This window comes from Roseovarius sp. SK2 (assembly GCF_028807495.1).
GTDB lineage: Bacteria > Pseudomonadota > Alphaproteobacteria > Rhodobacterales > Rhodobacteraceae > Roseovarius > Roseovarius confluentis.
In genome coordinates this window covers 1-26,084 of sequence record NZ_JARAMK010000011.1, presented here as the reverse complement: position 1 = coordinate 26,084, position 26,084 = coordinate 1, and the positions used below count along the sequence as shown (strand labels likewise).

Genomic DNA, 26,084 nt, shown 5'->3' with positions numbered 1-26,084 from the left:
CAATGTCGGGGGCCGAAAAACCGCCCTTGCCGCACGCCCCCTGTGCGCAGGCGGATATTGCCCCGGCCACGCGCTCGGCTAAATTGCAGCGCAAGTTTTCGCCACATCAGAGCCTGCACAATGCCCCTCGCCAACGCCCACGACCGTTACGGCACCGTCACCAAAAGCTTTCACTGGCTGACCGCGCTGCTGATTCTCTCAGCCATTCCGCTCGGTCTCTTCGCCAATGACATCGCCCACGCGGTCCGCAACCCGGACATCGTCACGACCGAGGCCGACGTCTCGCGTGCGGCCTTCCTGTTCTCCCTGCACAAGACCATCGGCGTGACCGTGTTCTTCGTGGCACTGCTGCGCATTCTGTGGGCCATGGGCCAGTCCAAGCCGGGCTTGTTGAACGGCGACAAGCCGCTCGAGGCGCGGGCCGCCGAAACCGTACATTGGCTTCTCTACGGCTCACTGCTGTTGGTGCCCCTGACCGGCTGGATCCATCACGCCGCCACCACCGGCTTTGCCCCGATCTGGTGGCCGTTCGGCCAATCCCTGCCCTTCGTTCCCAAGGATGAGGGGCTCGCGCACACCTTCGCCTCTCTACACTACATTCTGAACTGGGTGTTGTGGCTCAGCCTTGCGGCACATGTCGCCGGGGCGCTCAAGCATCACGTCATCGACCGCGACGCCACCCTGCGGCGTATGCTGCCCGGCCGAACGTCAGCGGAACCCTCGGCGCGTCAGCCCGGACATGTCCTCCCCGCCGTTGCGGCGCTGGTGATCTGGGCCGCGGCCCTCGGCACCGGAAGCGCATTGGGCTATTTCTCGCACGAAACCCAAGGCGCGCCGACAGCAGATGCCGAAATCGCCGAACCGGCCACGGAAACGGCCGCCGCGGAAACCACCGCCCCGACCGAGAACGCCTGGACCGTCACGGACGGGACGCTTGGCCTGACCGTTATCCAGATGGGGTCGGAGGTCGAAGGCCAGTTCGAGGACTGGACCGCAGATATCATCTATGACGAAGCCGCCGACAGCGAGGGCAAACACGGCAGCGTCGACGTGACCGTCACCATCGCCTCGCTGACGCTGGGATCGGTCACCAATGACGCCAAGGGATCGGACTATCTCGCCGCCGAGACCCACCCCACGGCCACCTTCTCCGCCGACATCGTGTCGCGCGACGGCGGCCATGTCGCCACCGGCACGCTGACGGTCAAGGACAACTCGGTCCCTGTCGAGATGCCTTTTGACCTGAACATCGACGGCGACACCGCCACCGCCTCGGGCGGGTTGACGGTGGATCGTCGCGATTTCGGCGTGGGCGGACAAAGCGAAGGCAATGTCGGCGCCTCGGTAGATATCCGCTTCGCCCTGACGGCAGAGCGCTAGGGCCGGACGGGTCGGTTCACCCGTCCCGGGCTTGACCCGGGACCTCCGACCGCCAAAAGCGCCACGCACAAATAAGGCCCGCATCTCGGAATGCGGGCCTTTGAATTCGACGAACGTCGCTCAGGCTTATTCGGCCTTTTCAGCCTCGATCGAGATCATCACCTGAAGCTCATCGCTTACCGCCGGCGCGGCGTAGTCCAGACCGTAATCCGAGCGCAGCAGTGTCGTCGTCGCGTCGAAGCCAACCCACTGCTTTTCCTGCATCGGGTGCGCGTCCGCCTTGTTCAGTTCGGCATCCAGAACCACCGACTTGGTCGTGCCGTTGATCGTCAGATCGCCGGTTATCTCGGCGGTCGTATCGCCGGTAACTTCGATGCCGGTCGAGGTGAAGGTGATCATGTCGCCCTCTGCCGCGCCGAACATGTCCTCGCTCATGAAGTGCTCGAACCGCTTTTCCCAGCCCGTGTACATCGACATGACCGGGATAGACACCGACACGCTGGAGTTCGCCGGCTCTTCCTGGTCGAACATGATTTCACCTTCGAACCCGGTGAAGACGTTGTAGGTGGTTGAGAAGCCCAGGTGCTCATAGGTGAATACGACCTGGCTGTGGCTGGGGTCGAGGTTGTACTGCTCCGGCGCGGCCAGTGCGGCGGTCGACAAGCCGGCAAGGGCCATCGAGGTGGCGAATGCGATGGTTTTCATGAATGCAATCCTTCCGTGGTGCGTTAATCGCTCCCGACGGAACATGATGCATTTCTCGCATCGAGCAAGTTGCAAGAATTGAACAGATCGTGTTGAGCGATGAACAGCCCACCCTGCGCGGGCTGACACCGGCTTAGCTGGTCCGGGGCATCGCGCTGCGGATGGCACTGGCCTCTTCGTCCGACCCCAGCGGCATTTCCAGCACCAGCACGCCCGACGCATCCTTGGCGCGCAGCTGGCGTTTGTTGACCGAAAGCTCCTGCAACGCGTCGATGTGATGGCAGGCTTTCAAGGTCGAGCGGCCCTTCGTGTCATATTCGTAGACCCGCAGTTGGCGCTTTACCGGGTCGATCTGTACTTCTGGCGCGGGCGCGTCGCGGTTCAGTCCGTTGAACAGGATCAGCCCGCCCAGCAGCAGAACGACCGACGCGAAGAGCTTGATCAACTGCATTGCCGCATCCTCGGACGGCACCAGCCACAGCCCGCCCGCCGACATGCAAAGCGCCGCCCCGGCGCAGGCAATCAGCGCCCGGCGGGGCGCGCTTTGAGGGGCATCAACCGCCACGGTGTCGTCGGTCAGCTTGGTGTTCTGAAAAAGCCCATCGAATGCATGTGCCATTGCTAATTCCTCGCCCGATTTCGGTTGTGCCCAGACTGCGCAGCGATCGAGACCAAAATGCGGCGGACCGGGGACTGCACCGGGGCGGCGCGCGGGCAATTTCACGGCCCCCGACACCCCTTGCCAAACATGGGGATGCGTCGTATACGCCCACTTCCTTTCGCACGTATATCGAACCGCGCAGTCTCTCGTGGACGGGCCGCGAAAGGATCCAAGGCCCGCCTTTGAAATGCGCCCAGACAGAAGTGGAACTCACATGCCGCTCTACGAGCATGTTTTTATCTCGCGTCAGGACTTGTCCAACACGCAAGCCGAAGGCCTTGTCGAACATTTCAGCACCGTGATCACGGATAACGGCGGCACGATCGTCGAATCCGAGTACTGGGGTGTCAAGACGATGGCCTACAAGATCAACAAGAACCGCAAGGGCCACTATGCTTTCCTGCGCACCGACGCACCGTCGGAAGCCGTGCAGGAAATGGAACGCCTGATGCGCCTGCACGAGGACGTGATGCGCGTTCTGACCGTCAAGGTCGACGAGCACGCGGAAGGCCCCTCGGTCCAGATGCAGAAACGTGACGAGCGTGGCGACCGCCGCGAACGTCGCCCCTGATCGCTTGAAGAAAGGACACTAAACCATGGCTGCGAAACCGTTTTTCCGTCGTCGCAAGGTCTGCCCCTTCTCGGGCGACGATGCACCCAAGATCGACTACAAGGACACCAAGCTCCTGCAACGCTACATTTCCGAGCGTGGCAAGATCGTGCCTTCCCGTATCACCGCCGTTTCGGCCAAGAAGCAGCGTGAACTGGCCCGCGCCATCAAGCGCGCCCGCTTCCTCGCCCTGCTGCCCTACGCCGTCAAATAAGGAGAAAGACCCATGCAAGTCATCCTTCTCGAACGCGTGGCCAAGCTGGGCCAGATGGGCGATGTGGTCGAGGTGAAGCCCGGCTTCGCCCGCAACTACCTGCTGCTGCAAGGCAAGGCGCTGACCGCCTCGAAAGAGAATATCGCCTCTTTCGAAGACCAGAAGGCCCAGCTCGAAGCGCGCAATCTCGAATCCAAGAAAGAAGCCGAAGCCCTAGCGGCCCGTCTCGACGGACAGAAGTTCATCGTGATTCGCCAAGCCTCCGATGGCGGCAACCTCTACGGCTCGGTCTCGACCCGTGACGCCGCCGCCGTCGCCACCGAGGAAGGCTACTCGGTCGACCGCAAACAGGTCCTGATCCGTCAGCCGATCAAGACGCTGGGCCTGCATGACGTCGAGGTGCACCTGCACCCCGAGGTCGAGGCGCATATCGTCCTCAACGTCGCCCGCTCGCCCGAAGAGGCCGAGCTTCAGGCGTCGGGCCGCACCATCCAGGACGTGGCCGCCGAGGAAGAGGAAGCCGCCGATTTCGAGATCGCCGAGCTTTTCGACGATATCGGCGCCGCCGCTTCGGAAGACGACGATCTCGCCGAGGCCGTCGAGGAAGAGACCGCGTCGGACGACGCCGGTTCGAACGACGAGAGCGAAGACAAGTAATCGCAGGCACATCGCCGCGACCCAGGGCCGCCCACCGCGTGTGGGCGGCCTTTTGCGTCGATGGTCGGGTGCTGCGCGGACCCTGAGGCGAAAGCGGGGCGTCATCCCGGATCAGGTCCGGGACGGGTCGGCAGTGAGGGAAGAAGTTGATGGTGGTTCGTTGAATCGCCGCGCATCGACGGGCCGCGGCGCGGCGATTCAACGACGGTTCCACAGCACTTTATTCCCGCCAACTCCGCAAAACCTCCGAGCGGCGCTCCCGGCCTCACCAAATCGACGTGCCGGTGGGGCGGCCCGTCGATGCGCGGCGGTGCAGCAAGCTGCACCTTGGTTCCGCGCGGGTGCTTCGTTCGCAAGGTCGGCTCGGCGGGACGAAGTTGCCGTTCATGACGGAGGCGAGCGTCAACCCCTGGGGTGGCGATCCGACGGCAATTCTGAAGCACTTTATGCCTGCCAAATACATCCTCGGAATGATCGTTGCGCCCAGCCTCAGCCAAATCGCCAGTCCAAGGGAGGGGCTGACGATGGCCGGGCCGCTTCGCGGCTGTTAACCGGCTGGTGACTCGATACTAATGTCTCGCTAAGGGCTCGAAGCGGCCATCGCTATCAGACCCGTCGCCTGCCCCAGAAAAAAGGGCCGCCCCACCGGACGGCCCCTTCCCTAAAGCGAAAACCGGCAGACATCAGTCTTCCAGCTTCTCGACCTCTTTCTCAAGCTCGTCCTTGGACACCTCTTTCTCGGTGATCTCGGCCTGATCGGCGATATGGTCGATGACCTTGTCCTCGAAAATCGGCGCGCGCAGTTGCTGGCGCATCTGCGGGTTCTTCTGCACGAACTCGAAGAATTCACGCTCCTGCCCCGGGTATTGCCGCGCCTGCTCCATGACGGCCTGCGTCATTTCCTGGTCGGTCACCTCGACCTCGGCCTTCTGGCCCAGGTCGGCCAGCAGCAGGCCAAGACGCACGCGGCGCTCGGCCAGCGTCTTGTGCTCGTCGGTCGGCTCGATCTCGGGGTGGTCGTGGCCCTCGACATCGGGGTTTTCCTCGTGCCACAGCTGGTGCGCGATCTGGCCCGCTTCGGCCTCGACCATGCTCGGCGGCAGCTCGAAACTGACCAGCCCGTCCAGTTGGTCGAGGATGCCGCGCTTCATCACCGCGCGGGCCGCACCGGCGTACTCGGCTTCCAGACGCTCGGCGATCTGTTCCTTCAGCGCGTCAAGGCTTTCGGCCCCGAACTTCTCGGCCAGCGCATCGTCGACCTCGGCCGCCACGGGCTCCTTCACCGCCTTCACGGTGCAGGTGAACTCGGCGTCCTTGCCCGCCAGGTGCGGCGCCTGGTATTCCTCGGGGAAGCTGACCTTGACCACCTTCTCCTCGTCCACCTTTACGCCGACCAGCTGTTCCTCGAACCCGGGGATGAAGCTGTTCGAACCGAGCGTCAGCGGATAATCCTCCGCGCTGCCGCCCTCGAACGCCTCGCCGTCGACACGGCCCACGAAATCGATCGTGACCTGGTCGCCATCCTTGGCCTTGGTGCCTTTCTTGCGGTCCTTGAAGTCCTGCGCGCTGGACGCCAGGTTCTGCAGCGCCTCGTCGACTTCCGCGTCACCGGCCTTCACGACCAGTTTCTCGGCCTTCACCTTGGACAGGTCCACATCAGGGATGTCCGGCAGCGCCTCGTAGGTCATCTCGACCTCGACATCGTCGCCCGGTTTCCAGTCTTCGTTGACCATCTTCACGGCGGGCTCTGCGGCAGGGCGCTCGCCCTTGTCTTCGAAATGCTGGCTCATGGCACCGTCGACGGCTTCCTGCATGGCCTCGCCCATGACACGCTCGCCGAACTGCTTTTTCAGCAGCGGCAGCGGCACCTTGCCCTTGCGGAACCCCTTCATCTCGACATCGGGTTGCGCTTCCTTCAGCTTGTCCATGACCTTGTCGTCCAGCTCCTGGGCCGACAGTTTCATCGTGTAGCCGCGTTTCAGCCCTTCATTGAGCGTCTCTGTGACCTGCATGTTCGTCCTTCCATTGCAAAAAGGCCGCGGAGGCGTCCGCGGCGGTCAAAATCACTCCGGCTATCTATTGATGGAGGCTGGGGCGTGCAAGCGGAGTCTTGGCGCATCCGCGCCAAGACTCCGTCCCGGACTCGATCCGGGACCTCCCAGCCACATGGAACGCCCTGTCCCAGGCTTGACCCGGGACCTCCATCCTCACTTCAACCGGAAACGGTTGCGCAGCCCGAGGCCGAAGAAGAACAACAGCACGACCCCCAGTACCGTCTGCAAACCGGCCACGAATTGCAGCCCGTCCGGCGCCGCGCGCAGCATGTCCGCGAAATAGAGCCGGTTGATGCCCAAAAATCCGAACAAATTACCAAAAGACAGGCCTGCCGCGGACAGATACCGATTGTCCTGAAGGTCCGTGCTAGACACGGCCTCTGCTCCGGAATCGAAATAGCCCGCCGCGCAGCCTGCGCCGAACGCCCAGACACAAACCATCAGCCAGAACGGCCGCGTCACCGATATGCCATGATCCGCCACCCAGCGAAAAAGCCGAAACATTCCGGCATGAAACCAGTCCTTCTTGCCGAGTTCAATCCGCTCTTTGCAGCGCATCTCCTGCCGCAGGAAGAAATGTTCAAGATCCGGATCATAGATATCCGCTGCAATCTGGCGCAGGCGCGTGTAGGCGCGCTTACTTTGCTTAGCATTCTTTTCAGTCACGTCTGGCCAGAGCTTCGCGTTGTCAGAAAAACTTGTATCCTGGTAGATCTCCCGGTGAAAGAAGAACGGAACGTGGTTCGTAAATTTTGCTTGGGAGAAATCTGTGACCGACTTGCATTCTCCGTCCGAGAAAACAGCAAGGTGAGAAAAATATGCCGAGTGAAACATAGCGAAACCGGCAAAATGAGCTCTCTGAAAAAAAGCATCTTCTGCAAAGAACACATCCACAAAGTCTACACGCCAAGCAAAATGCGAAGCTTCGAAAACTGCCGCCCCTTTGAAGGAGGCCGCATCAAAGCTAACCCGCCCATCAAAGTAAAATTTCGACATGTCTAAAGCACTTGGGAAATAGGTCGATGACATATCGACGTCATCAGCCGGACTGGGCACTATCTCGTCTTGGCCAACGTCTGGGAAGACTTTAGAAAACCTTTCATACAGGATGCCTTTTTCTTCTTCCGACAAAGGATTTAGTTCATCTAGCTCTACCTCGAGCTTTGCAGCGAGGGTCGCCTTCTCTTCATCAGAAAAATGGCGGCACATCCAGCCGTGCCAGTATCGACGATTTTTTATCCGAAGATTGTGATCAATCTTAAATACTGAAGTCCCTGACTGCTCCCCCGCCACGGTCGCCAGCACATACCACGGGTTCTTGCTCGCCGGGTCCAGGACAACGCCGTCATTGCGCCGCACCTGCCCCTCTTCGAGGCTTCCATCCTCCTCATGCGTCGCGACAATCGCCCCCGGCGGCAGTGCCGGGTCTTTCAATTGCACCATGTCGTCCCTTCCCTATCCCTTGCCTCAGGATAGGCCCGCCACACTCACCGCGCAATTCTTACGTGTCGCCTCAGCCCCCCACGTATTTCCGCACGATCGCACTCACCTGCCCGGGCGGCAGCACGGGCGGCACCTGTGTCAGCACCTCGCCCTTCGGGTCCAGCACGTAGATGAAGCTGCCATGGCTGTAGATCGGCCCGTGTTCGGGGTCGTCGAACAGGTGCTCGAATTCCACCTGGAACGCGTCATAGGCCACGTCCAGCGCCTCGGGCGTGCCGGTCAGCCCCAAGAGATCATCCGACACCTCTGCCAGCGACGGCCCCATCGTCTCGACAGTGTCCAGCTTGGGGTCGATCGTCACCACCAGCGCCGACATCTTAACGCCGTCCGCCTCCAACTGCGCCACAGCATCGGCCATCAGCGGCAACGCCGCGCTGCATATGCCGGGACAGTTGGCATAGCCGAAAAAGAGCAACTGATGCCGGCCCTGCGGGTCCGCCTGCGTCCGCGTTCGGCCCGTGTGATCGGTCAATTCGAACGGCCCGCCAACCTCCCACGGCAGAGCGGTCGGCGCGTCTTTCAGCGCGGCCGCAAGTCTGTCATCGGAAACAGGCTTCGCGTCCTGCCCATGATCCTCTCCGTCATGGGCCAGCGCCGCTCCGGCCAGCAGGCACACCGCGGCTGCCAGCTTTCCCCGCATCAGAACCACTCCTCGATAAAGGCCGCGTCCGCCTCGAGCCCGAGGCCCAGGTACCCGCTCTCCTCGATCATGCCGTTCACCCGCGGATCGCGTCGGAACCAAGGGCCCTTGCCATCCGCATTCGGGTTAGCTTCAGCCCATTTCTCGGTCCAGCTGTTGGCCGTAACCCACTCGCTCTCGCCCACCTCGCGGATCTTCTGCACAAGGTAGATATTCGTGGCGCCCAGCTCCGGGTCCTCGATCATCAGCCCGTCCACTTCGACCTCTGCCCCGCAATAGGGCGCCAGTTCCAGCGCCGCGCCGGTAAAGGCGGGCTGGCTGTTCTTGTTGGGATAGACCAGCACGCCGTCAGCCGCGCGCAATAGCCCCAACTGCCGCGTGCCCCCGCCGCAATCCTCGGCGCAGTCACCGGTCAGCTCGCACAGCATGTCCACCACCGTCGCCTCGAACCGCGCCGGTTTCTCGGCGGCCAGGTTCCAGCTTTTGGCCTCGGAGCCTCCCGAGAAGTCCTGCGCCGCCGCCGGCAGGCAGAGGCAGAGTGCGGCCGTCGTCATAGCAATCCGTTTCATGGTCACACTCCTCATTCCGCAGGTTCGGGGATGGCAAAGCCCGGCACGGGGCCATAGATGTCATGGCTGAGATTGGTGATCCCGTGGTCTGTCACCACCTCCTCGACCACCAGGTAATTCAGCCCGTCGCGCCGATACAGCATTCCGTCCGCCGTCACCTCGTGGCTGGCCAACCGCAGCTGCGTGTCCCCGCTGGCCGACTGGTCATCACCTTCGATCTTCAGCACCATGTAGACCTCGCCATCCTCGCCCAACAGGCCCACCGGGATGCCCCCCGCCGAACACCATAACGCACAGGTGTGGTGTGCAGTGCCCACCACCGCGTCGGGCCCGCCCATGACACCCGAGTAATAGCACCAGGTGTCGATGATCTCGCCCCTGACTTCGATCCGTTCGCCCTCGGCCGCCAGCCCGACGCCCGGCAGAAGGCAGGCCAGCGCCGCAAGTCGTGAAATTCGTCCCATCCCTTGATCCTTTGCAAATGACTTTCTTACCCGATGCCGCGATTAAGCCCCGAGCGCCGGTCACAGGTCCAATCACGTTTTTTTTGGGGACAGCGTGAAAAGCGGCGGCGGCCGGGCCTGCCACACACATGCTTCGACACTCTTGCCGAGAATTGCCAATGCAGGACGTTGCAGGTGGAAGTATCAAATTCGAGCCAAACCGGCCTGAAATCGCCGAGAACGAAAGGCCCGTCGAAAATGGTGCCCCCACACGGACTCGAACCGCGGACCTACTGATTACAAATCAGTTGCTCTACCAGCTGAGCTATAGGGGCACTGACCGCTTGATTACGCATCCCCGGCACGATCCGCAAGATGAAATCTGGACTCGACCCTGCGTAACCGAAAGCGGTTTAACTGCCGGAGAAAGCCTCTATATTGCGCCCGCGAACGCAACAAGGGGAGTGTTCAGGATGCAGGTCGTTATCCACGCCGGCGCGCACATGACGGACGAGGATCGTCTGATAAATACCCTGCTGGCGAACCGCGATCTGCTGTCGGAAATCGGCACCGACGTGCCCGAACCGAAATCCTATCGCAAGCTGTTGCGCGACATCCTAAACGACGTGACCGAAAGCGGGATCAGCCCGGAAACCCGCGATGACGTGCTCTCGGCCATCAACCATGAGGCGGGCAACGACCGGCTGGTCCTGTCCAACCAGGCCTTTTTCGGCACGCCCAAGATGGCCGTGGGTCAGGGCATGTTCTATCCCGCGGCCGAAATGCGGATCGAGGCGTTCCGCCAGATCTTTGCCAATGACGGGCTGGAACTGTTCCTTGGCCTGCGCGACCCGGCCACGCACCTGCCTGCGCTCTTTGCAAAGACACCGCACGACACGATGGCCGACTTCCTGAATGGCGTCGACCCGGCACAGTTCCGCTGGTCCGAGACGATCGCCCGCTTCCGCCGGAACTTTCCCGACATGCCGATCACTGTCTGGTGCAACGAGGACAGCCCTCTGGTCTGGGCGCAGGTCCTGCGCGAGATGGCCGGGCTTGACCCGCATGCCGGGTTCGAAGGTGAATTCGCACTGTTGCAGGAGATCATGACGACCGCCGGCATGAAACGCTTCGAGGCCTATCTTGCCTCGCATCCCGGCATGACGGAAACCCAGAAGCGCCGCGTGATCTCGGCCTTCCTCGACAAATTTGTCAAGGACGAGGAAATCGAGGAGGAACTGGACCTTCCCGGCTGGACCGAGGAACTGGTCGATACCTTGTCCGAGGCCTATGACGAAGACGTCTACGAGATCGAGCGCATCCAGGGCGTGAACTTCATCGCGCCCTGAGGCCGTCTCGCGTGTCGCTATCGTAGGGTGGGTGGAAACCCACCCGCCGACACGCCGGCCTGAAAACTCACATCCCCAACGCTTCCTTGTACATCTCCAGAACCGCCTCTTCCTCGGCGATGTCGTCCTTGTCCCGCTTGCGCAGCGCGACCACCTTGCGCATGACCTTGGTGTCGTATCCGCGCGCCTTGGCCTCGGCCATCACCTCTTTCTGCTGCTCGGCAATGTCCTTCTTTTCCTGCTCCAGGCGCTCGAACCGTTCGATGAACTGGCGCAGCTCGTCGGCGGTTACACGATAGCTGCTGTCGGGGCCGGGTTGGGGGGTCTGGTCGTCCATGAAGGCTCTCCAAGGTCTGGGCTGGGCCTCTTGACTACAAGCGCGTCAGTCGTCCCGCAAGCCCGTTTTCGCGCTCTGTCGCTTGCGATGCCACGCCCGATGCGCTACCCGCGGTCGCACCCATGAAGGTCTATCGCGGAGGCACCTGATGGAAATGCTTATCTGGCTCGGGGCGGCGGTCACGCTGGCCGGTCTGGCCCTGCTTGTCTGGTGCATCCTGCGCGTGATCCGCGCCCGTCGCGCCGGGTTGTCCGACGACGATTTGCGCGCCACGCTGCAAAAGATCCTGCCCGTCAATACCGGGGCGCTCTTCCTGTCCGTGATCGGGCTGATGCTGGTGGTGCTCGGGATCGTGCTCAGCTGACTGCGCCGCCGAAAAAGCGCCGGCCGAACTTGACCATGTCTTCCAGCATCGCGGGCGGCGTCCACAGCTCCGGCCCCAGCGGTGCCAGCGCCTTCATCGTCCGCACAAGGCCCAGCGGCCCGCCCGTTTCCGGCCCGATATCGGCCCAGAGCAGCGGCCCGCCCCGCGCGATGTCAAAGCCATAACCCTTGACCATGCACAGGTCCACGTCCGAGGCCCGCGCCACGGTGCCGTCGGCGATCATCCGTGCGGCTTCGGCCACCAACGCCGCGTGCAGCGCCCGATCCAAGGCAACATCCGGCAGCTCGGGCAGGTCGCGTTGGCCCTCGCGCCAGGCCTCCAGCCACCTCGCCAGCCCCGGATCAGGGGCCAGCGCCTGGCCTTGGGCGGCATGGAACCCCTGTCCAGGTGTCTTGCCAGCAGCCACCGCGTCGGCGCGCGCGTCCAGCAGGGCCAACTCCGGCACGCTGCCGAAAACCCGACGCAGACGCGCAACCGTCACACCGATCCCATCCGTCTCGATCAGCTCCAGCGGCCCGCGGGCAAAGCCCAACTGCCGCGCCGCTTCCTCGACCGCATGCGGATTGGCCCCGGCCCGCATCAACGCCAACGCCGCCCGCTGCACCGCCCCCATCAGGCGGTGCCCAATCATGCCAGGACGGTCCGCGCTGCGCAGCACGACGCGCCCGGACCCCGCGAAATACCGCATGACGGTCATGACCGCATCCGGCGCCGCGCCGTCGGGCACCGCCAGTTCGACCAGCGGCAACGTATAGGCCGGGCGATAGGCCCGCAGCGCCAGCACCTCGACCGCCGCGCCCAGTTGCGCGCGTCGCTTCGACGCGCCGTCGCGCCCCGACACCAGGCACCATACCGCTCCCTTGCGCACGGCCGCCGCGCCGGGATCGCCGCCACCATCGTCCAGCACAAGGTCGGCGGCCATCAACACGACCGGATCGCTTCCATGACTCAGCCGGGCCAGCCGCGCATCGCGCTCGTCCGGCGCCATCCGCTTTCGCGCCACCGCGCCTTCGTAAACGGCCCGCACACGCGCCGCGGCCGCCGCGCTCGCCGGGCCGGGTGCCAGCACCGCCACGCGCTGACCGCGATCAAGGCAATGCACCGCCAGTTCGGCCAGCACCGGGTCCGATCCGGCCAGCACAACGGTGCCGATTTCACTTGCCCTGCCCTCCTGCGCCTCGGGCCAGGCTCGGGCGCGCCGCTCGGCAGTGTATAGATGCCGGGACGCGCGCGCATCCGGACGCGCCAGACACGCTTCAAAGGCCGCGGTCTCGAACTGCAATCCTTGTTCATAGGGCAAAAGCTGCGCCGCCTCGACACAGCGCAGGATGTCGGCCTCGGCGGTGTCACCCTTCCGCAGTCGGGCAGAGACGTCCGCGACCGCGCCGCGATAAGCGGCCGGGTCGGAAAATCCCCGGTCGATCTGGCTGGCCCGGGCAAAATCCGGCGCCTGCGCAAAACGCCGCGCCGTGGCCAGCGCGGCTGCCATCGGCGCCTCCTGCGCCACTTCGGCGAACAGTTTGGCCAGGCGCGGCTCCCCCGCTTCGATTGACCGTCCCGACAACAGGAACTCCAGCGCCACTTGCGCTCCCAGCAACCGCGGCAGGCGCTGCGTGCTGCCGCCGCTCGGCATGAGGCCCAGGCTGGCCTCGGGCAGGGCCAGTCGGCACGTGTTGCGCGCGACCCGCGCATGTGCCGCCAGCGCCAGCTCGAATCCCGCGCCAAGGGCCATTCCCTCCAGCGCCGCGACAACAGGCTTGGGGTGGGTTTCGATTTTGCGCGTCAACGCATCGATCCAGGGGGTGGCCAGCGGGCCATCGTATTCCGAGAGGTCGACGCCGGAACAGAACGTGTCTCCGGCCCCGGTCAAAACCACCGCGCGCGCACCGGAGTCTTCGGCGGCGCGGTCCAGTGCCGCGGCCAGGTCGCGCCGCATGCCAGGTGACAAAGCGTTCGCCTCGCCCCGCGACAAGCGCAGGACGGCCACCCCATCGGCCAGCTCGTAAATGACTTCGGACACTGCTCTTTTGCGCCCCGGTGCGCCTCAAACCATGCGCGGATTAGACCCTCTCGGCGGGGGGCTGCGCAATTGTTTTGATCCGAAGCGGCAGCGTTCAGACCGGCATATTCTCGAACTGTGCCTCAATCGCCTCATCCAGAAGCGTCTCGTTCAAACGCCGCATCTCCGAAGGCACCGGCTCACCGGCCTCGCGCATCTGGCCCAGAAGCCCCGCCAGCCGCGGCTGAAGCCGATAGCGCTCGCACTCGCTCAGGTCCAGGATTTGTCGGTGCAACTGCTTGATTTCCTGTGTCAAACTGGTCATGGCGTCTCCTCCCAAGTGCAGCCCGCCGCGTCCGGTCCATGTAACCGCAGGCCTTGCTCCACAACCATAACATGAAGCGGGCTCGCAATAGAAGCATCGCGGACCCGATATCGACGGTATTTGCAGCTTTCCGCGCGTCTTGGGCAGTATTTGGGCAAATGCGCCGGAACGGGTGTCAGATTGTGGACGTCAGAGCAGCGCCGCAACGGCAGGTTTTCCCCCTGCCCGTTCGCGAAGGTAACGCCTGCGATTGGTCACCAGACAACGTCGACGCCGCGGCCGAGCGATGGCTAAACGGGTCCCACGGCGCGGGCGCCCAATGGGTTCATCCAAGGCTCGGGCCGCCGGGCATCGGCAAGTCTTCATCCCCGCCGTCAGCCTCGAACCGGGCGGCGGCGCGGGCAAGCTCCTCCTCCACCAACGTATCGAGACCAACATTATCGTCGCAGTCCGGCGAGGGCAGATCAGGCAGACCACCCATTTCCGGCAGGTGGGGAAGACCGCTCATATGGTCCGGTCCCTCGATGCCGGGCAGATCCGGCAAGTCCATCCCCCCACCCGGCAAATCGGGCAGTGCCCCGTCCGAACCATCAAACCCCGTCATACCACCCTCCAAGGGCGCGGACAGCGTGGCCGGGCCGCCTGTCTCGGGCGCAGAGCCTTGCGCGCCATTGATCGCGCCTTCCTCCGCATCGCTTTTCAGCACCAGTCGCACCGCGCGAAACCCGTTGAGCTGGCCCAGCTTGGCCGCGGCCACCTTGTGACCTTTCGCGCCGATCACGCGCGCGCCGGTCACCGTATCAGGTGAGAGTTTCAGCACCGTGCCCGGAGTCCAGCGGCAGATGTCACTCAGCGGCAGGCGGATCGGCGCAAGCACCGCATCCAGCATAACCGGTGCGTTCATCGCGTTTTCTTCCAACTTTCGCGCCAACGTGTTGCCACCCGGCTCCTCGACCTCCGGCACGGGTGGGAGTTCAGGCAGGATCAGTTCCATCATCCCGGTCTTTGCACCAGGTCCGAAATCCACGCTGAGGCGGTACAGGTCATAGTCCGGGGCCCACAGCGCCAACGCCAGCGCGCGCCCGTTCTCCACCCGGTCGCCAAACCGGAAGCGGGCCGCATCCGGCATCCTGTCACAGGCATTCACCTGCTCGGCATAGCTGTCCAGAACGGCATTCATCAAAGGTTGCACGATGGCCGCGTCGGTGGGGGTGAAGGAGCGGGGTTTCGCCTCACCCTGCCGGACCTCCCCCATCAGCTGTACCTCGATCAGGGCCATTACGAACTGCAGGTTCAATTTGATCGCGCCGGGCGGTCCCTCCAGCCCGTCCAGCAGGATCAGCAGTCCGTCGTCGCCCGCCAGTGCCTCGATCCCTGTCAGGGCCACGCTCTCATGTTCGACCATGCGCACGACCAGTGGCAGTTCGAACTGCGCCGCCGCTTCCTTGGCGAGTGCCAGGCGCAGCGCCTTCGTCGGCGACATCTCGCGCGCGTCGAATTCGTCACGGGCCACCTTGGCCTTGCGATGAATGACCGATGCGCTGCTGGCGGGCTCTGCGCTCATGACCTGTTTTTGCCCCCTTCTCTTGCGCCCGGCACCCACGCGGGAAACGCGGCCGCGCGCCATGTTTCGCCCCGGCCAGGTCCGGACGATTTGCGGCAGTTAACTGCAAGAAGGTTACGATTGGATTTATGGCCGCGCTACTGCGCCGCCTCCGCCGCGCCCGCTTCGGCCACCGGAAGGTAAACGCGGAATGCCCCGCCCGTCTGCCCTGGCAGGTACTCCACTCCGCCGCCCAACCGGGCCATGATTTCGCGGCAGATCGCCAGCCCCAGCCCGGCCCCACCGGCCTTGTTCTCGCTCACGCGCGAGAATTTCTCGAAGATCGTCCCCTGCTGACCCGCCGGGATACCGCTGCCATTGTCGATGAAGTCCACCAGCAGCATACCGTCACGCTCGGCCACGCGGATATCCAGCCGCGGCGCGTCGGCATCGCAGTATTTCCGTGCATTCGACATCAGGTTGATGAACACCTGCGCCAACCGGTTGGTGTCGGTGTACAGCCTCACCTGGTCCGCGCCCGCGTCGCGGCCGACCGTCATGCTGTTGTCCGAAAGCCCGGCAGCCGTCTCGGCCCGGTCCAGCAGTGCACCGAGGTTCCCCTCCTCGAGGTTCAGCACGATCTGTGCGTTCTCCAGCACACTCAGGTCCAGCAGGTCGTCCAGGAGCCGCGTCAACCGGATGGCCTCGTCGTGAATGATCGAGGCATAGCGGCGCTGTCCTTCGGGCGGCATCTCGCCCCCGTCGCGCAGGATCTCGGAAAACGCCCGGATCGACGTCATGGGCGTGCGCAACTCGTGGCTGATCTGGCTGAGAAACGCGTCCTTCTGCACCGAGATCTGGGTCAGCTTCTCGTTGACCTGCCGCAGTTGCCGGGCGGTGCGGGCCTGTTCTTCGGTCTTCATCTCCAGTTGGCTGGAATATTCCATGATCTGCGCGGTCTCGTCGGCCACCGCCATCAGGTCCTGCACCGACACGCTGGCGCCGCCCACGATCTGGCTGATCATCGCGTGGGCCGTCGCGGCGCCCACCGAGCCGGCCAGCGACCGCTCCAGCCGGCTCAGAAAATCGGGCGTGGGTTCCGGCAGGTAGCCACTCATGCCCTGTTCGCGCGCCACCTCGCCGAACAGCGCCTGCGCCTCCTGGGCGCCCATGATCCGCTGCGCCATGATCATCAGGTCCTCGCTCTGGACCAGGCCCCCGGTCCAGCCACCCGACGGCGCCGAATGGTCGAACACGTTGACGAACTGCGCGCCCTGCAACCGCTCCACCGGCTGCGGGAAACTGATCAGCGAGACAAAGACGAACACCACGATGTTCAATGACAGGCTCCACATGAAGGCATGCACCACCGGATCCATCCCCGCGGCACCGAACAGAGCTTGCGGGCGCAGCCACGCCAGGCCCAACAGCCCGTTCTCGAGCACCCCCTGCGGCATCACCGCCGAGGCGCCGAAGCTGGGCAGAAACAGGCTGTACATCCAGACCGCAAAGCCGACCGCCAGCCCTGCCAGCGCCCCGCGCCGGTTGGCCCCGCGCCAGAACAGGCCGCCCAGAAGCGCCGGCAGGAACTGCGCCACGCCGACAAAGGAAATCAGCCCGATCGCCGCCAGCGCCGCGCCGCCGCCCGACACCCGGAAATAGAGGTACCCCAGGAAGAGGATCACCATGATCGAAAGCCGGCGCGCCCGGATCGCCACCGCCCGCACGTCGCCCGAGACGACGGCGCTGCCCCCCGTCATATGCAGCCACACGGGCATGACCACGTGGTTCGACACCATCGTCGACAGGGCGATGGCCGCCACGATCACCATCGAGGTCGCGCTGCTGAACCCGCCCAGGAACGACAAAACCGCCAGACCCTCCTGCCCGTTCTCCAGCGGCAGCGTCAGCACGAAAAGGTCCGGGTTCGCGCCCGCCGGGCTGAGGTCGAGGCCCACCGCCGCGATCGGCACGACGAACAGGCTCATCAGCATCACGTAGGTCGGGAAGGCCCATGAGGCGGTGCGCAAATGCCCCTCCTCTTCGTTCTCCACCACCATCACCTGGAACATCCGCGGCAGGCACATGAAGGCCGCCGCCGACAACAGCGTCAGGCCCACCCAGCGGCTGCCCGGAACCTCCCACCGTGCGATGGCGCTCTGGTCGATCCGGGCCAGCGTCTGCTCGACACCGCCCGCGAGCCCCCAGACCACGAAGATACCGACCGCCAGAAGGGCACACAGCTTCACCACCGCCTCGAGCGCGATGGCCATGACCAAGCCGTGATGCCGCTCGTTGGCGTCAAGGTTCCGGGTGCCGAACAGGATCGTGAACACCATCAAGCCGATGGCCACCCACAGGGCCACGCCGGTTTCGCTGATCTCCCCGGTATGGGTCGGATCAACAGCGGCAAAGGCGGCAAAGGATATCGTCACCGACTGCAATTGCAGGGCGATATAGGGCGTCGACGCGATGACGGCGAGCACGGTCACGAACACCGCCAGCGCGTTGGACTTGCCGAAGCGGCTGGAAATCAGGTCGGCAATCGAGGTGATCCGCTGACTGCGGCCGACCCGCACCATCTTGCGCAGGGTCCACCACCAGCCCACCATCACCAACGTCGGGCCAAGATAGATCGTCAGGTATTCAAGCCCCGACCGCGCCGCAAAGCCCACCGCGCCATAGAATGTCCAGGCGGTGCAGTAGATTGATAGCGAAAGCGTGTAAACGATGGGAGAGCGCAGCCAGGTGCCTCGCCCCCGTGCCGCCGCCCGGTCCGCGGCGAACGCCACGCAGAATAACATCGCCACATATACAAGGCTGACAAGGACAATGACGTTCAGAGCACCCATTCATCCCTCCCGGGACACATGCACCTGCTCGTTCGCGTCGCGGGCGGGATCTCGATTTACGTCCGCATCGGGCCCCGACAACCGCCGCGACACGATCCAGCCCAGCCCGATCAGCGCTGTCCAGCACAGGAATATGTAGAACATCACCATCACCGTGCGCGCGCCTTCGCCCGATTTCCACAGAAGCGGCAACACGAAGATTCCCGCGCCCAGCACGGGCAACAGCCGGGCGGCATCCATGGCACGGCGTTGAAAGTAGGCCCGCCGCGCCAAGAAAACCGATCCGCGCTTGGGGCTCATGTCGGCACCAGCGCACGCACGGCGTCCAGCACCTCGGCATTGGAAAACGGCTTGGTCATGTACCGGTTGGCTCCGGCCCGCTCGGCCATCTCGAGGTCCTTGGCCTGGCCCCGCGCCGACAGCATCAGCACAGGCAGGCTTGCAAACTGCGCCTCGGCCCGGATCTCGGACAGGATGTCGAAGCCGCTCTTGCCCGGCAGCATCACGTCCAGGATCACCACGTCCGGCTCGCGCGCGCGGACAGCCTCCATCGCGTTCTGCCCGTTGGCGTGGGTCTTCACCTCCCATCCGTCACGGGACAGGATAAAGCTCACGGCCTCGATGATATTCTGTTCGTCCTCGATCAGAAGCACGGTCTTGCCCATCCAACCGGCCTCCCCTCCGATCAATATCCTCTCCCGTCCGCCGACTATTGCGAAACTCTTTGGCTCTGTCAAAAGAACATATCCTAGAACGCGTTCTTCAGAACCGATCGCTCTCGCCGCGCCAGGCAGCCTTCGATCGGACAGATCCGGCAGGTCACCCCCACGGGCCGTGCCTCAGCCCGATCAGGTCCGCGCCGCTCGGGCAGCAAAAGCATGTAGGCCCGCGTCAGCGGCGGGTTATCGAACCCTGCCGGCACCGTCTCTTCGGCCACCGCCAAGGCCCTCACCCGCAAATCGCCCTGCAACAGCACCGCCTGCACCGGGCGGGCGGGCTGACCCAGTACCTCGTAAAGCGGCCACATGGCACACCCCGCCCCGCTGCGCGGCGTGGCGAACCCCATGACCGTCTTACGCAGAATTAGCGCCCCCGCGCCATCCACCACGATCAATCCCACCGGCCCCACCATTTCTTCGGGCAGCAAGGCCAGACGCCGGAACACCTGCGCCAGCGACCTGCCGGTGGCGCGCGCGATAGCGTCGGGCGCCGGGCCATGGGCCGCCAGCTGCGCCTCCATCTCGTCACGCGGCAGCGCACGGGCATCCTCAAGCACTTGCGTCAGCGCCACCCGGGCCAGCGCCCGCGCCGCTTCGTTCTCGACCTCCGAAACAATCGCCTCGATCCGCGCTTCCGCGCCCCAGCCCTCGAGCTGGGGAAAGTGAAAGTCGTGGCGTTCCAGGAACGCGTGCATTTCGTCCTGCGGCGATGTCACCTCCGCGCCGGCCTCGGGCGCGGCCTCCAGGTAACGCATCAGCGCCTCGGCCCCCTCGGCCAGCCGCGCGCCGTCTTCATTGATATTGCGGTGAAACCGCATCTGCCATTCGGGCTCCAGTTCGCGTGTCTCGGCCAGGATCGAGGCGGTCGACCGGATCGACGTCACCGTGGAAATCACCTCGTGCAGCGTTGCCGACAGTTCCGGGTCATGCGCCAGACGCTCGCTCAACGCCTTGACTGTCCGTTCAAGCGCGTCGCGCTGCTGGCCAAGATCCGCCAGCCGCCCCGCCCAGCCGGGAAAGCGTCCGACGAACTCCTCGACCCTGTCCAGTTCAGGCGCAGTCACGGAGAAATCGCCGCCGGTCTTGGCCTCGCCCGCCGCCTCCTGCAAAGCCGCCAGAAGGTGCGATTGCACGCCTTCGGTCAGCGTTGCGGGCTCGACATTCAGGGCTTCGGCGATCTGCAACAGCGTGCGCCCGCCGATTCGACGCCGGTTATGCTCGATAAGGTTGAGGTAGCTGGCCGAGATTCCCGCCGCCTCGGCCAGTTCGGCCTGCTTCAACCCGGCCACCAGCCGCCGTTGGCGGATGCGCGTGCCTGCCATACCGGTCTCTGCCATTGGCACTTGCCCTTTGAATCAATCGTCTTCGTTTCTGTCTGAAAACTAATTTACAGATTTCTGCACTGCGTTGAAGATTTTATTTACAAAAAAAGCGTTTACCCCAAGGCGCTTGTTGAACGGTTTTCGACCCCCTCCAATAATGCCGACAGCACACATGTGCATCCGGCCGGGCTTGAGGAGGCCCGTCCAGGAAGAAACTCTAGGGAGGGATTCAATGTCCAAAACTGACCTCACGCGTCGTGGCCTGCTCAAGACCAGCGCCATCGCCGGCGCCGGCGTCGCGCTGCCGACCATCTTCACGGCAAGCTCCGCCGCCGCCTTCACCAACGAACCCACGGGCGACACCGTCACGCTGGGCTTCAACGTACCGCAGTCCGGCCCTTATGCCGACGAAGGCGCGGACGAACTGCGCGCCTATGAGCTGGCGGTCGAGCACCTGAACGGTGGCGGCGACGGCGGCATGATGAACACCTTCTCGTCCAAGGTGCTCGAAGGTGCGGGCATCCTCGGCAAGAAGGTCGAATACGTCACCGGCGACACCCAGACCAAGGCGGACGCCGCCCGCGCATCGGCCAAGTCGATGATCGAGAAAGACGGCGCGGTGATGATCACCGGCGGTTCGTCCTCGGGCGTGGCCGTGGCCGTGCAGGCGCTCTGCCAGGAGGCCGGCGTCATCTTCATGGCCGGTCTCACGCACTCCAACGACACCACCGGCAAGGACCGCAAGGCCAACGGGTTCCGTCACTTCTTCAACTCGTACATGTCGGGTGCCGCGCTTGCGCCGGTGCTGGCCAACGCCTACGGCACAGACCGCAAGGCCTATCACCTGACCGCCGACTACAACTGGGGCTACACCACCGAGGAAGCCGTGCGCGCCTCGACCGAGGCCATGGGTTGGGAAACCGTCGCCGCCGTGAAAACGCCGCTGACGCAGACCGACTTCTCGTCCTACATCGCGCCGGTGCTGCAATCGGGTGCCGATACGCTGATCCTGAACCACTACGGCGGGAACATGGTCAACTCGCTGACCAACGCCGTGCAGTTCGGCCTGCGTGACAAGCAGGTGAACGGCAAGGACTTCCAGATCGTGGTTCCGCTCTACAGCCGCCTGATGGCCAAGGGTGCCGGCGCCAACGTGAAGGGCATCTTCGGCTCCACCAACTGGCACTGGTCGCTGCAGGACGAAGGCTCCAAGGCATTCGTCAAGTCGTTCGGCACCAAGTACGGCTTCCCGCCGAGCCAGGCCGCACACACCTGCTACGTCCAGGCGATGCTCTACGCCGATGCCGTGCAGCGTGCCGGTTCGTTTGCCCCCTGCGCGGTCGCCGAGGCCCTGGAAGGCTTCGAATTCGACGGCATGGGCAACGGCAAGACGCTCTATCGCGCCGACGACCACCAGTGCTTCAAGGACGTGCTGGTCGTGAAAGGGAAAGAGAACCCCGAAAGCGAATTCGACCTGCTCGAAATCGTCGAGGTGACCCCGGTCGACCAGGTGACCTACGCCCCCGATCACCCGCAGATGGGTGGCGCGGAGGCGAGCCTGGGCGAGTGCAACGACGGCGCCTGATCGCACAGGTCTGACCTGACAAGATCCGACGCGGGCGCCCTTGTCGCGCCCGCGTCCACCACCAAGCCGGACCACGCGCCCCGCGCGCGTCCGTGATCAAAACCGGTATATCTGCAAACCCGAGGGGCACCCCGATGGAAGCCATCATCCTGCAAGTTCTCAATGGGCTGGACAAGGGCTCGGCCTATGCGCTGATCGCGCTCGGCCTGACGCTCATCTTCGGCACATTGGGCGTCGTGAACTTTGCGCACGGCGCGTTGTTCATGATCGGTGCGTTCTGCGCCGTCACGCTGAGCCGCATACTCACGCTCTCCCGCACCGTCGTCGACGAAACGCAAACCGACTTCCTCGGAAACCCGCTCGAAGTCCAGGTACCGTATGTCTACGATTGGTTCGGTCAGGCCACGGGCGATGCCATCATCGACTGGGCCGTTCCGCTGTCGATCCTCTTCGCCATTCCGGTGATGATGCTGATCGGCGTGATCATGGAACGCGGGCTGATCAAGCATTTCTACAACCGCCCCCATGCCGACCAGATCCTCGTGACCTTCGGCCTCGCCATCGTGCTGCAGGAAATCATCAAGTTCTACTACGGCGCCAACCCGATCCCCACGCCGGCCCCCGATGCCTTCCGCGGGTCGCTCGATTTCGGCGCCATGATGGGTCTCGATCCCAACGTGGTGATCTACCCCTACTGGCGGATCATCTACTTCGCCTTCGCCGCCGTGATCATCGGCGCGGTCTTCGCCTTCCTGCAATTCACCACCTTCGGGATGGTGGTCCGCGCCGGCATGGCCGACCGCGAGACCGTGCAGCTGCTGGGCATCAACATCGACCGCCGCTTTACCATCATGTTCGGCCTTGCCGCCGCGGTGGCGGGCCTTGCAGGCGTCATGTACACTCCGATCAACTCGCCGAACTACCACATGGGGATGGATTTCCTCGTGCTCAGCTTCGTGGTCGTCGTGGTCGGCGGCATGGGCTCGCTTCCGGGCGCCGTTCTGGCCGGGTTCCTCCTGGGCATCCTGGAAAGCTTTGCCTCCATGCGAGAAGTGCTCGAGATCCTGCCCGGCATCAACCAGATCATCATCTACCTGGTTGCCATCATCATTCTGCTGACACGTCCGCGTGGCCTCATGGGCGGCAAGGGCGTCATGGAGGACTAAGCCATGCTCGGTCTCGACAAGAAAGACTTCCGCCTGCTTCTGATCGTGGTGATCATCACCATGCTGGCGCCCTTCATCCTAAACCCCTTTCCCGAAGGCTCCGGCCTGGCGCAGTTCAACGCGGGCTATCCCGACCTGATGCAGCGCTTCGTGATCTTCGGGATCTTCGCCATCGGGTTCAACATCCTCTTCGGCCTCACGGGCTACCTCTCCTTCGGCCACGCGGCCTTTCTGGGGGTCGGTTCCTACGCGGCGATCTGGATGATGAAGCTGGTCACGCTGAACGTCATCCCGGCGATCATCCTCGGCGTGATCATCGCGGGCCTCTTCGCGCTGGCGGTGGGGTTCATCTCGCTGCGCCGCTCCGGGATCTACTTCTCGATCCTGACACTGGCCTTCGCGCAGATGTCCTATGCCCTGGCCTACTCGGTCCTGACGCCGATCACCGGCGGCGAGACGGGCCTTCAGATCAAGTCCACCGACAGCCCGCTGCTGTCGAATCTCGCCGACGGCGAGATCGGCCGCGCCAACCTGTTCGGCATGGACATGCGGGCGGGCTTCGACATCTCCATGGGTGACTGGCTCTTTACGATCAACGCCGGATACTACATCGCGGCGGTCTTCATGATCATCGCATTCTACCTCTCGATCCGCATCTTCCGCTCGCCCTTCGGCACCATGCTGCGCGCGGTGAAGTCGAACCAGACCCGGATGTACTACACCGGCCTCAACGCGCGGCCCTACACGCTGGCGGCCTTCGTGATCTCGGGCATGTATGCCGGTCTCGCGGGTGGCCTTCTGGTGGCGATGGACACGCAGGCCGGCCCCGAACGCATGTTCTGGACGGCCTCGGGCGAGGTCGTCCTGATGACGATCCTCGGCGGCGCGGGCACGCTTATCGGCCCGGTGCTAGGCTCGGGCGCGATCAAGTACATGGAAAACATCCTCAGCAAGATCAACAAGGACATCCTGCACGAATGGTTTGCCTTCATGCCCGATGGGCTCGAGGATTTCGTCATCACCCTCGTCTATCCCTTCATCGGCAAGGGCTGGCACCTGACACTGGGCCTCATCTTCATGGCCGTGGTGATCTTCCTTCCCGGCGGCCTCGTCGAGGGCGGACAACGCATCGGGCGTCTGCTTCGCGGCAAGAAAGCGAACCCGGACGACGAAAAAGCCACCCAATCCACACCGGCCGAATAAGGAGCGACGACAATGGGTATTCTTGAAGTCAAGAACGTCAACAAGCGCTTCGGTGGCCTGCAGGCGCTGGGTGACGTGAACCTCAGCGTGGCGGAAAACACCTGCCACGCCATCATCGGCCCCAACGGTGCGGGCAAGTCGACCCTGCTCAACTGCCTGATCGGCAAGCTCATCCCGGATACCGGCTCGGTCATGTTCGACGGCCAGTCGGTACTGGGCCGCAAGCCCTACCAGATCAACCAGATGGGCATTTCCCGCGTGTTCCAGACGCCCGAGATATTCGGCGACCTGAGCGTGCTGGAAAACATGATGATCCCGATCTTCGCCAAGCGCGACGGCGCCTTCCGCATGCACGCGCTGGCGCAGGCCACGAAGGAAAAGGACATCGTCGAGCAGGCCGAGCACATGCTCGAAAGCCTGAACCTCGCCGACGCCCGCCACGACCATGCGGCCGCCATGTCGCGCGGCAACAAGCGGCGACTGGAAATCGGCATGTGCCTGGCACAGAACCCGCGCCTGCTCTTGCTGGACGAACCCACCGCCGGGATGGCGCGGGCCGATACCAACAATACCATCGACCTGCTGAAGCAGATCAAGGACGAGCGCGACATCACCATCTGCATCATCGAACACGACATGCACGTGGTGTTCTCCTTGGCCGAGCGCATCACCGTCCTGGCCCAGGGCACGCCGCTGGTCGAGGATACACCGGACAAGATCAAGGGCCACCCCAAGGTCCGCGAAGCTTACCTGGGCGAAAGCGCCTGACCGCCATGCCACGAACGCCCCGGACTTGATCCGGGAGCCTGCCCCGGACCTGATCCGGGGCCTCGCCCCCACTGCAAGAGGTCCCGGATCAGGTCCGGGACGGGAGGACACGAAAAATGAACGTCAAACCCGACTTTTCCAAGCACCGCAACCACGCCGAAACGGCGCCCGCTTTCCTGTCGGTCTGGGGCATGCAGGCCTATTACGGCGAAAGCTACATCGTTCAGGACATCTCCTTCAACGTCCACGAGGGCGAGATCCTGGCCCTTCTGGGCCGCAACGGCGCGGGCAAGACCACCACGCTGCGTGCCATCGCCCGCATGGACACGCCGCAGGTCAACCACGGCGAAATCTGGCTGGACCACCAGCCCCTTCACAATATGAAAAGTCACGAAGCCTCGGCCGCCGGCATCGGCCTCGTCCCCGAGGATCGCTGCATCATCCCCGGCCTGACCGTCGAGGAAAACCTGCAACTGGCCCAGATCGCCCCGCCCATCGGGTGGTCCCTCGACCGGCTCTACGAGCTTTTCCCGCGCCTCAAGGAACGCCGCCGCCAGGAAGGCGTGACGCTCTCGGGCGGTGAACAACAGATGCTCGCCGTCGCCCGCGCTCTGGCCCGGGACATCAAGGTCCTGCTGCTCGATGAGCCCTACGAGGGCCTCGCACCCGTCATCGTGGACGAGATCGAAAAGACCCTGCGCATCATCAAGGAACAGGGCATCACCACGATCCTCGTCGAACAGAACGCGGTACGTGCCCTTGAACTCGCCGATCGCTGCATCATCCTCGATACGGGTGGCATCGCCTTCGACGGGACCGCGTCAGAGGTGCTGGAAAACGAAAGTCTCCGCGCCGAGTATCTGGCCATCTGACGCCAACCTCCCTAGGCTGCCGCCAGGAGAACGCCCGCCCCGCCGCCGTCTCAAAGGCGGAGCGGGCCTGCAAGACATTCAAGACCACCGAGGGAGGAACCATGTCCGATAAAACCTATGCGCCCAGTGCCGATTTCGCGGCGAATGCCCATGTCGACGCGGCGAAGTACGACGAGATGTACGCCGCCTCGATCAAGGACCCCGAGGCCTTCTGGGGCGCGCA

26 protein-coding genes and 1 tRNA gene are annotated in these 26,084 nt (G+C 63.9%); 11 read left to right on the top strand and 16 right to left on the bottom strand.

Annotated features, from left to right (window positions below; translation table 11 throughout):
• Window positions 1-120: 120 nt before the first annotated feature.
• On the top strand, window positions 121-1,380 hold the full coding sequence (locus tag PVV74_RS18235) for a cytochrome b/b6 domain-containing protein (protein ID WP_274594225.1): 1,260 nt from the start codon (window positions 121-123) through the stop codon (window positions 1,378-1,380).
• A 126-nt stretch (window positions 1,381-1,506) separates the two neighbouring features.
• Here the strand turns inward: PVV74_RS18235 and PVV74_RS18230 are convergent, their stop codons facing one another.
• Together PVV74_RS18230 and PVV74_RS18225 are read right to left on the bottom strand one after the other, a co-directional pair.
• Complete coding sequence (locus tag PVV74_RS18230) at window positions 1,507-2,085, bottom strand: YceI family protein (RefSeq protein WP_103764134.1); 579 nt, start codon at window positions 2,083-2,085, stop codon at window positions 1,507-1,509.
• A gap of 133 nt (window positions 2,086-2,218) precedes the next feature.
• Complete coding sequence (locus PVV74_RS18225) at window positions 2,219-2,704, bottom strand: hypothetical protein (RefSeq protein WP_274594224.1); 486 nt, start codon at window positions 2,702-2,704, stop codon at window positions 2,219-2,221.
• Window positions 2,705-2,960: 256 nt separating this feature from the next.
• Here PVV74_RS18225 and rpsF point away from each other — a divergent pair, with 256 nt between their 5' ends.
• Genes rpsF through rplI form a run of 3 tightly spaced genes read left to right on the top strand, consistent with a single transcriptional unit; the run spans window position 2,961 to window position 4,227 of the window.
• Entirely contained in the window at window positions 2,961-3,317 is a 357-nt protein-coding gene (gene rpsF, locus PVV74_RS18220) for a 30S ribosomal protein S6 (protein ID WP_274594223.1), read from the top strand.
• Window positions 3,318-3,342: 25 nt separating this feature from the next.
• Window positions 3,343-3,570: a 30S ribosomal protein S18 gene (gene rpsR, locus PVV74_RS18215; RefSeq protein WP_093029287.1), complete on the top strand. Its 228-nt coding sequence runs from the start codon at window positions 3,343-3,345 to the stop codon at window positions 3,568-3,570.
• 12 nt (window positions 3,571-3,582) lie between these two features.
• On the top strand, window positions 3,583-4,227 hold the full coding sequence (gene rplI, locus PVV74_RS18210) for a 50S ribosomal protein L9 (RefSeq protein WP_274594222.1): 645 nt from the start codon (window positions 3,583-3,585) through the stop codon (window positions 4,225-4,227).
• A gap of 683 nt (window positions 4,228-4,910) precedes the next feature.
• Here rplI and tig read toward each other — a convergent pair.
• The 6 genes from tig to PVV74_RS18180 all read right to left on the bottom strand — a co-directional run bounded on the left by tig (window position 4,911) and on the right by PVV74_RS18180 (window position 9,771).
• A complete protein-coding gene (gene tig / locus PVV74_RS18205) occupies window positions 4,911-6,239 on the bottom strand; it encodes a trigger factor (RefSeq protein WP_103764127.1) in 1,329 nt (442 codons plus the stop codon).
• A gap of 195 nt (window positions 6,240-6,434) precedes the next feature.
• Entirely contained in the window at window positions 6,435-7,724 is a 1,290-nt protein-coding gene (locus PVV74_RS18200; RefSeq protein WP_274594221.1) for a pentapeptide repeat-containing protein, read from the bottom strand.
• Between the two features lie 70 nt (window positions 7,725-7,794).
• Complete coding sequence (locus PVV74_RS18195) at window positions 7,795-8,424, bottom strand: SCO family protein (protein ID WP_274594220.1); 630 nt, start codon at window positions 8,422-8,424, stop codon at window positions 7,795-7,797.
• Entirely contained in the window at window positions 8,424-8,993 is a 570-nt protein-coding gene (locus PVV74_RS18190; protein WP_274594219.1) for a hypothetical protein, read from the bottom strand. The genes PVV74_RS18195 and PVV74_RS18190 overlap by 1 nt, the downstream gene beginning before the upstream one ends.
• A gap of 11 nt (window positions 8,994-9,004) precedes the next feature.
• Window positions 9,005-9,457 carry a hypothetical protein gene (locus PVV74_RS18185; RefSeq protein WP_274594218.1) on the bottom strand — a complete coding sequence of 151 codons (453 nt, stop codon included), beginning with the start codon at window positions 9,455-9,457 and terminating at the stop codon, window positions 9,005-9,007.
• A 238-nt stretch (window positions 9,458-9,695) separates the two neighbouring features.
• Window positions 9,696-9,771: transfer RNA gene (locus PVV74_RS18180), tRNA-Thr, on the bottom strand.
• A 138-nt stretch (window positions 9,772-9,909) separates the two neighbouring features.
• Here PVV74_RS18180 and PVV74_RS18175 point away from each other — a divergent pair.
• Window positions 9,910-10,785 (top strand): hypothetical protein, encoded by an 876-nt coding sequence (locus PVV74_RS18175; RefSeq protein WP_274594217.1) that lies wholly within the window; start codon window positions 9,910-9,912, stop codon window positions 10,783-10,785.
• Window positions 10,786-10,852: 67 nt separating this feature from the next.
• Here PVV74_RS18175 and PVV74_RS18170 read toward each other — a convergent pair whose 3' ends face one another.
• Window positions 10,853-11,122, bottom strand: a complete 270-nt coding sequence (locus tag PVV74_RS18170) for a DUF2312 domain-containing protein (protein ID WP_274594216.1) — start codon at window positions 11,120-11,122, stop codon at window positions 10,853-10,855.
• A 148-nt stretch (window positions 11,123-11,270) separates the two neighbouring features.
• Between PVV74_RS18170 and PVV74_RS18165 the strand changes: the two genes are divergently transcribed.
• Window positions 11,271-11,486, top strand: coding sequence for a hypothetical protein (locus PVV74_RS18165; protein ID WP_103764122.1), 216 nt, complete (start codon window positions 11,271-11,273; stop codon window positions 11,484-11,486).
• Here the strand turns inward: PVV74_RS18165 and PVV74_RS18160 are convergent.
• The 7 genes from PVV74_RS18160 to PVV74_RS18130 form a co-directional block, all read right to left on the bottom strand.
• Window positions 11,479-13,527 carry an enoyl-CoA hydratase/isomerase family protein gene (locus PVV74_RS18160; protein WP_274594215.1) on the bottom strand — a complete coding sequence of 683 codons (2,049 nt, stop codon included), beginning with the start codon at window positions 13,525-13,527 and terminating at the stop codon, window positions 11,479-11,481. The two genes, PVV74_RS18165 and PVV74_RS18160, sit on opposite strands and share 8 nt — an antisense overlap.
• A gap of 94 nt (window positions 13,528-13,621) precedes the next feature.
• On the bottom strand, window positions 13,622-13,831 hold the full coding sequence (locus PVV74_RS18155; RefSeq protein ID WP_274594214.1) for a hypothetical protein: 210 nt from the start codon (window positions 13,829-13,831) through the stop codon (window positions 13,622-13,624).
• Between the two features lie 325 nt (window positions 13,832-14,156).
• Complete coding sequence (locus PVV74_RS18150) at window positions 14,157-15,395, bottom strand: FliM/FliN family flagellar motor switch protein (RefSeq protein WP_274594213.1); 1,239 nt, start codon at window positions 15,393-15,395, stop codon at window positions 14,157-14,159.
• A gap of 137 nt (window positions 15,396-15,532) precedes the next feature.
• Window positions 15,533-18,226, bottom strand: a complete 2,694-nt coding sequence (locus tag PVV74_RS18145; protein WP_103764118.1) for a sensor histidine kinase — start codon at window positions 18,224-18,226, stop codon at window positions 15,533-15,535.
• Window positions 18,227-18,526 (bottom strand): hypothetical protein, encoded by a 300-nt coding sequence (locus PVV74_RS18140; protein WP_274594212.1) that lies wholly within the window; start codon window positions 18,524-18,526, stop codon window positions 18,227-18,229. It abuts the gene before it with no gap.
• Window positions 18,523-18,891 (bottom strand): response regulator transcription factor, encoded by a 369-nt coding sequence (locus tag PVV74_RS18135; RefSeq protein ID WP_103764116.1) that lies wholly within the window; start codon window positions 18,889-18,891, stop codon window positions 18,523-18,525. The genes PVV74_RS18140 and PVV74_RS18135 overlap by 4 nt, the downstream gene beginning before the upstream one ends.
• Before the next feature lie 83 nt (window positions 18,892-18,974).
• Window positions 18,975-20,282, bottom strand: a complete 1,308-nt coding sequence (locus PVV74_RS18130) for a helix-turn-helix domain-containing protein (RefSeq protein ID WP_103764115.1) — start codon at window positions 20,280-20,282, stop codon at window positions 18,975-18,977.
• 217 nt (window positions 20,283-20,499) lie between these two features.
• On the opposite strand from PVV74_RS18130, the gene PVV74_RS18125 reads away from it, so the two are divergent.
• From PVV74_RS18125 to PVV74_RS18105, 5 genes are all read left to right on the top strand, one after another.
• A complete protein-coding gene (locus tag PVV74_RS18125; RefSeq protein WP_103764114.1) occupies window positions 20,500-21,852 on the top strand; it encodes a substrate-binding protein in 1,353 nt (450 codons plus the stop codon).
• Between the two features lie 134 nt (window positions 21,853-21,986).
• Entirely contained in the window at window positions 21,987-23,018 is a 1,032-nt protein-coding gene (locus PVV74_RS18120) for a branched-chain amino acid ABC transporter permease (RefSeq protein WP_274594211.1), read from the top strand.
• 3 nt (window positions 23,019-23,021) lie between these two features.
• Complete coding sequence (locus tag PVV74_RS18115) at window positions 23,022-24,221, top strand: branched-chain amino acid ABC transporter permease (protein WP_274594210.1); 1,200 nt, start codon at window positions 23,022-23,024, stop codon at window positions 24,219-24,221.
• A 12-nt stretch (window positions 24,222-24,233) separates the two neighbouring features.
• Window positions 24,234-24,989 carry an ABC transporter ATP-binding protein gene (locus PVV74_RS18110; RefSeq protein ID WP_103764111.1) on the top strand — a complete coding sequence of 252 codons (756 nt, stop codon included), beginning with the start codon at window positions 24,234-24,236 and terminating at the stop codon, window positions 24,987-24,989.
• Window positions 24,990-25,105: 116 nt separating this feature from the next.
• Window positions 25,106-25,861: an ABC transporter ATP-binding protein gene (locus tag PVV74_RS18105; RefSeq protein ID WP_103764110.1), complete on the top strand. Its 756-nt coding sequence runs from the start codon at window positions 25,106-25,108 to the stop codon at window positions 25,859-25,861.
• Window positions 25,862-26,084: the final 223 nt, after the last annotated feature.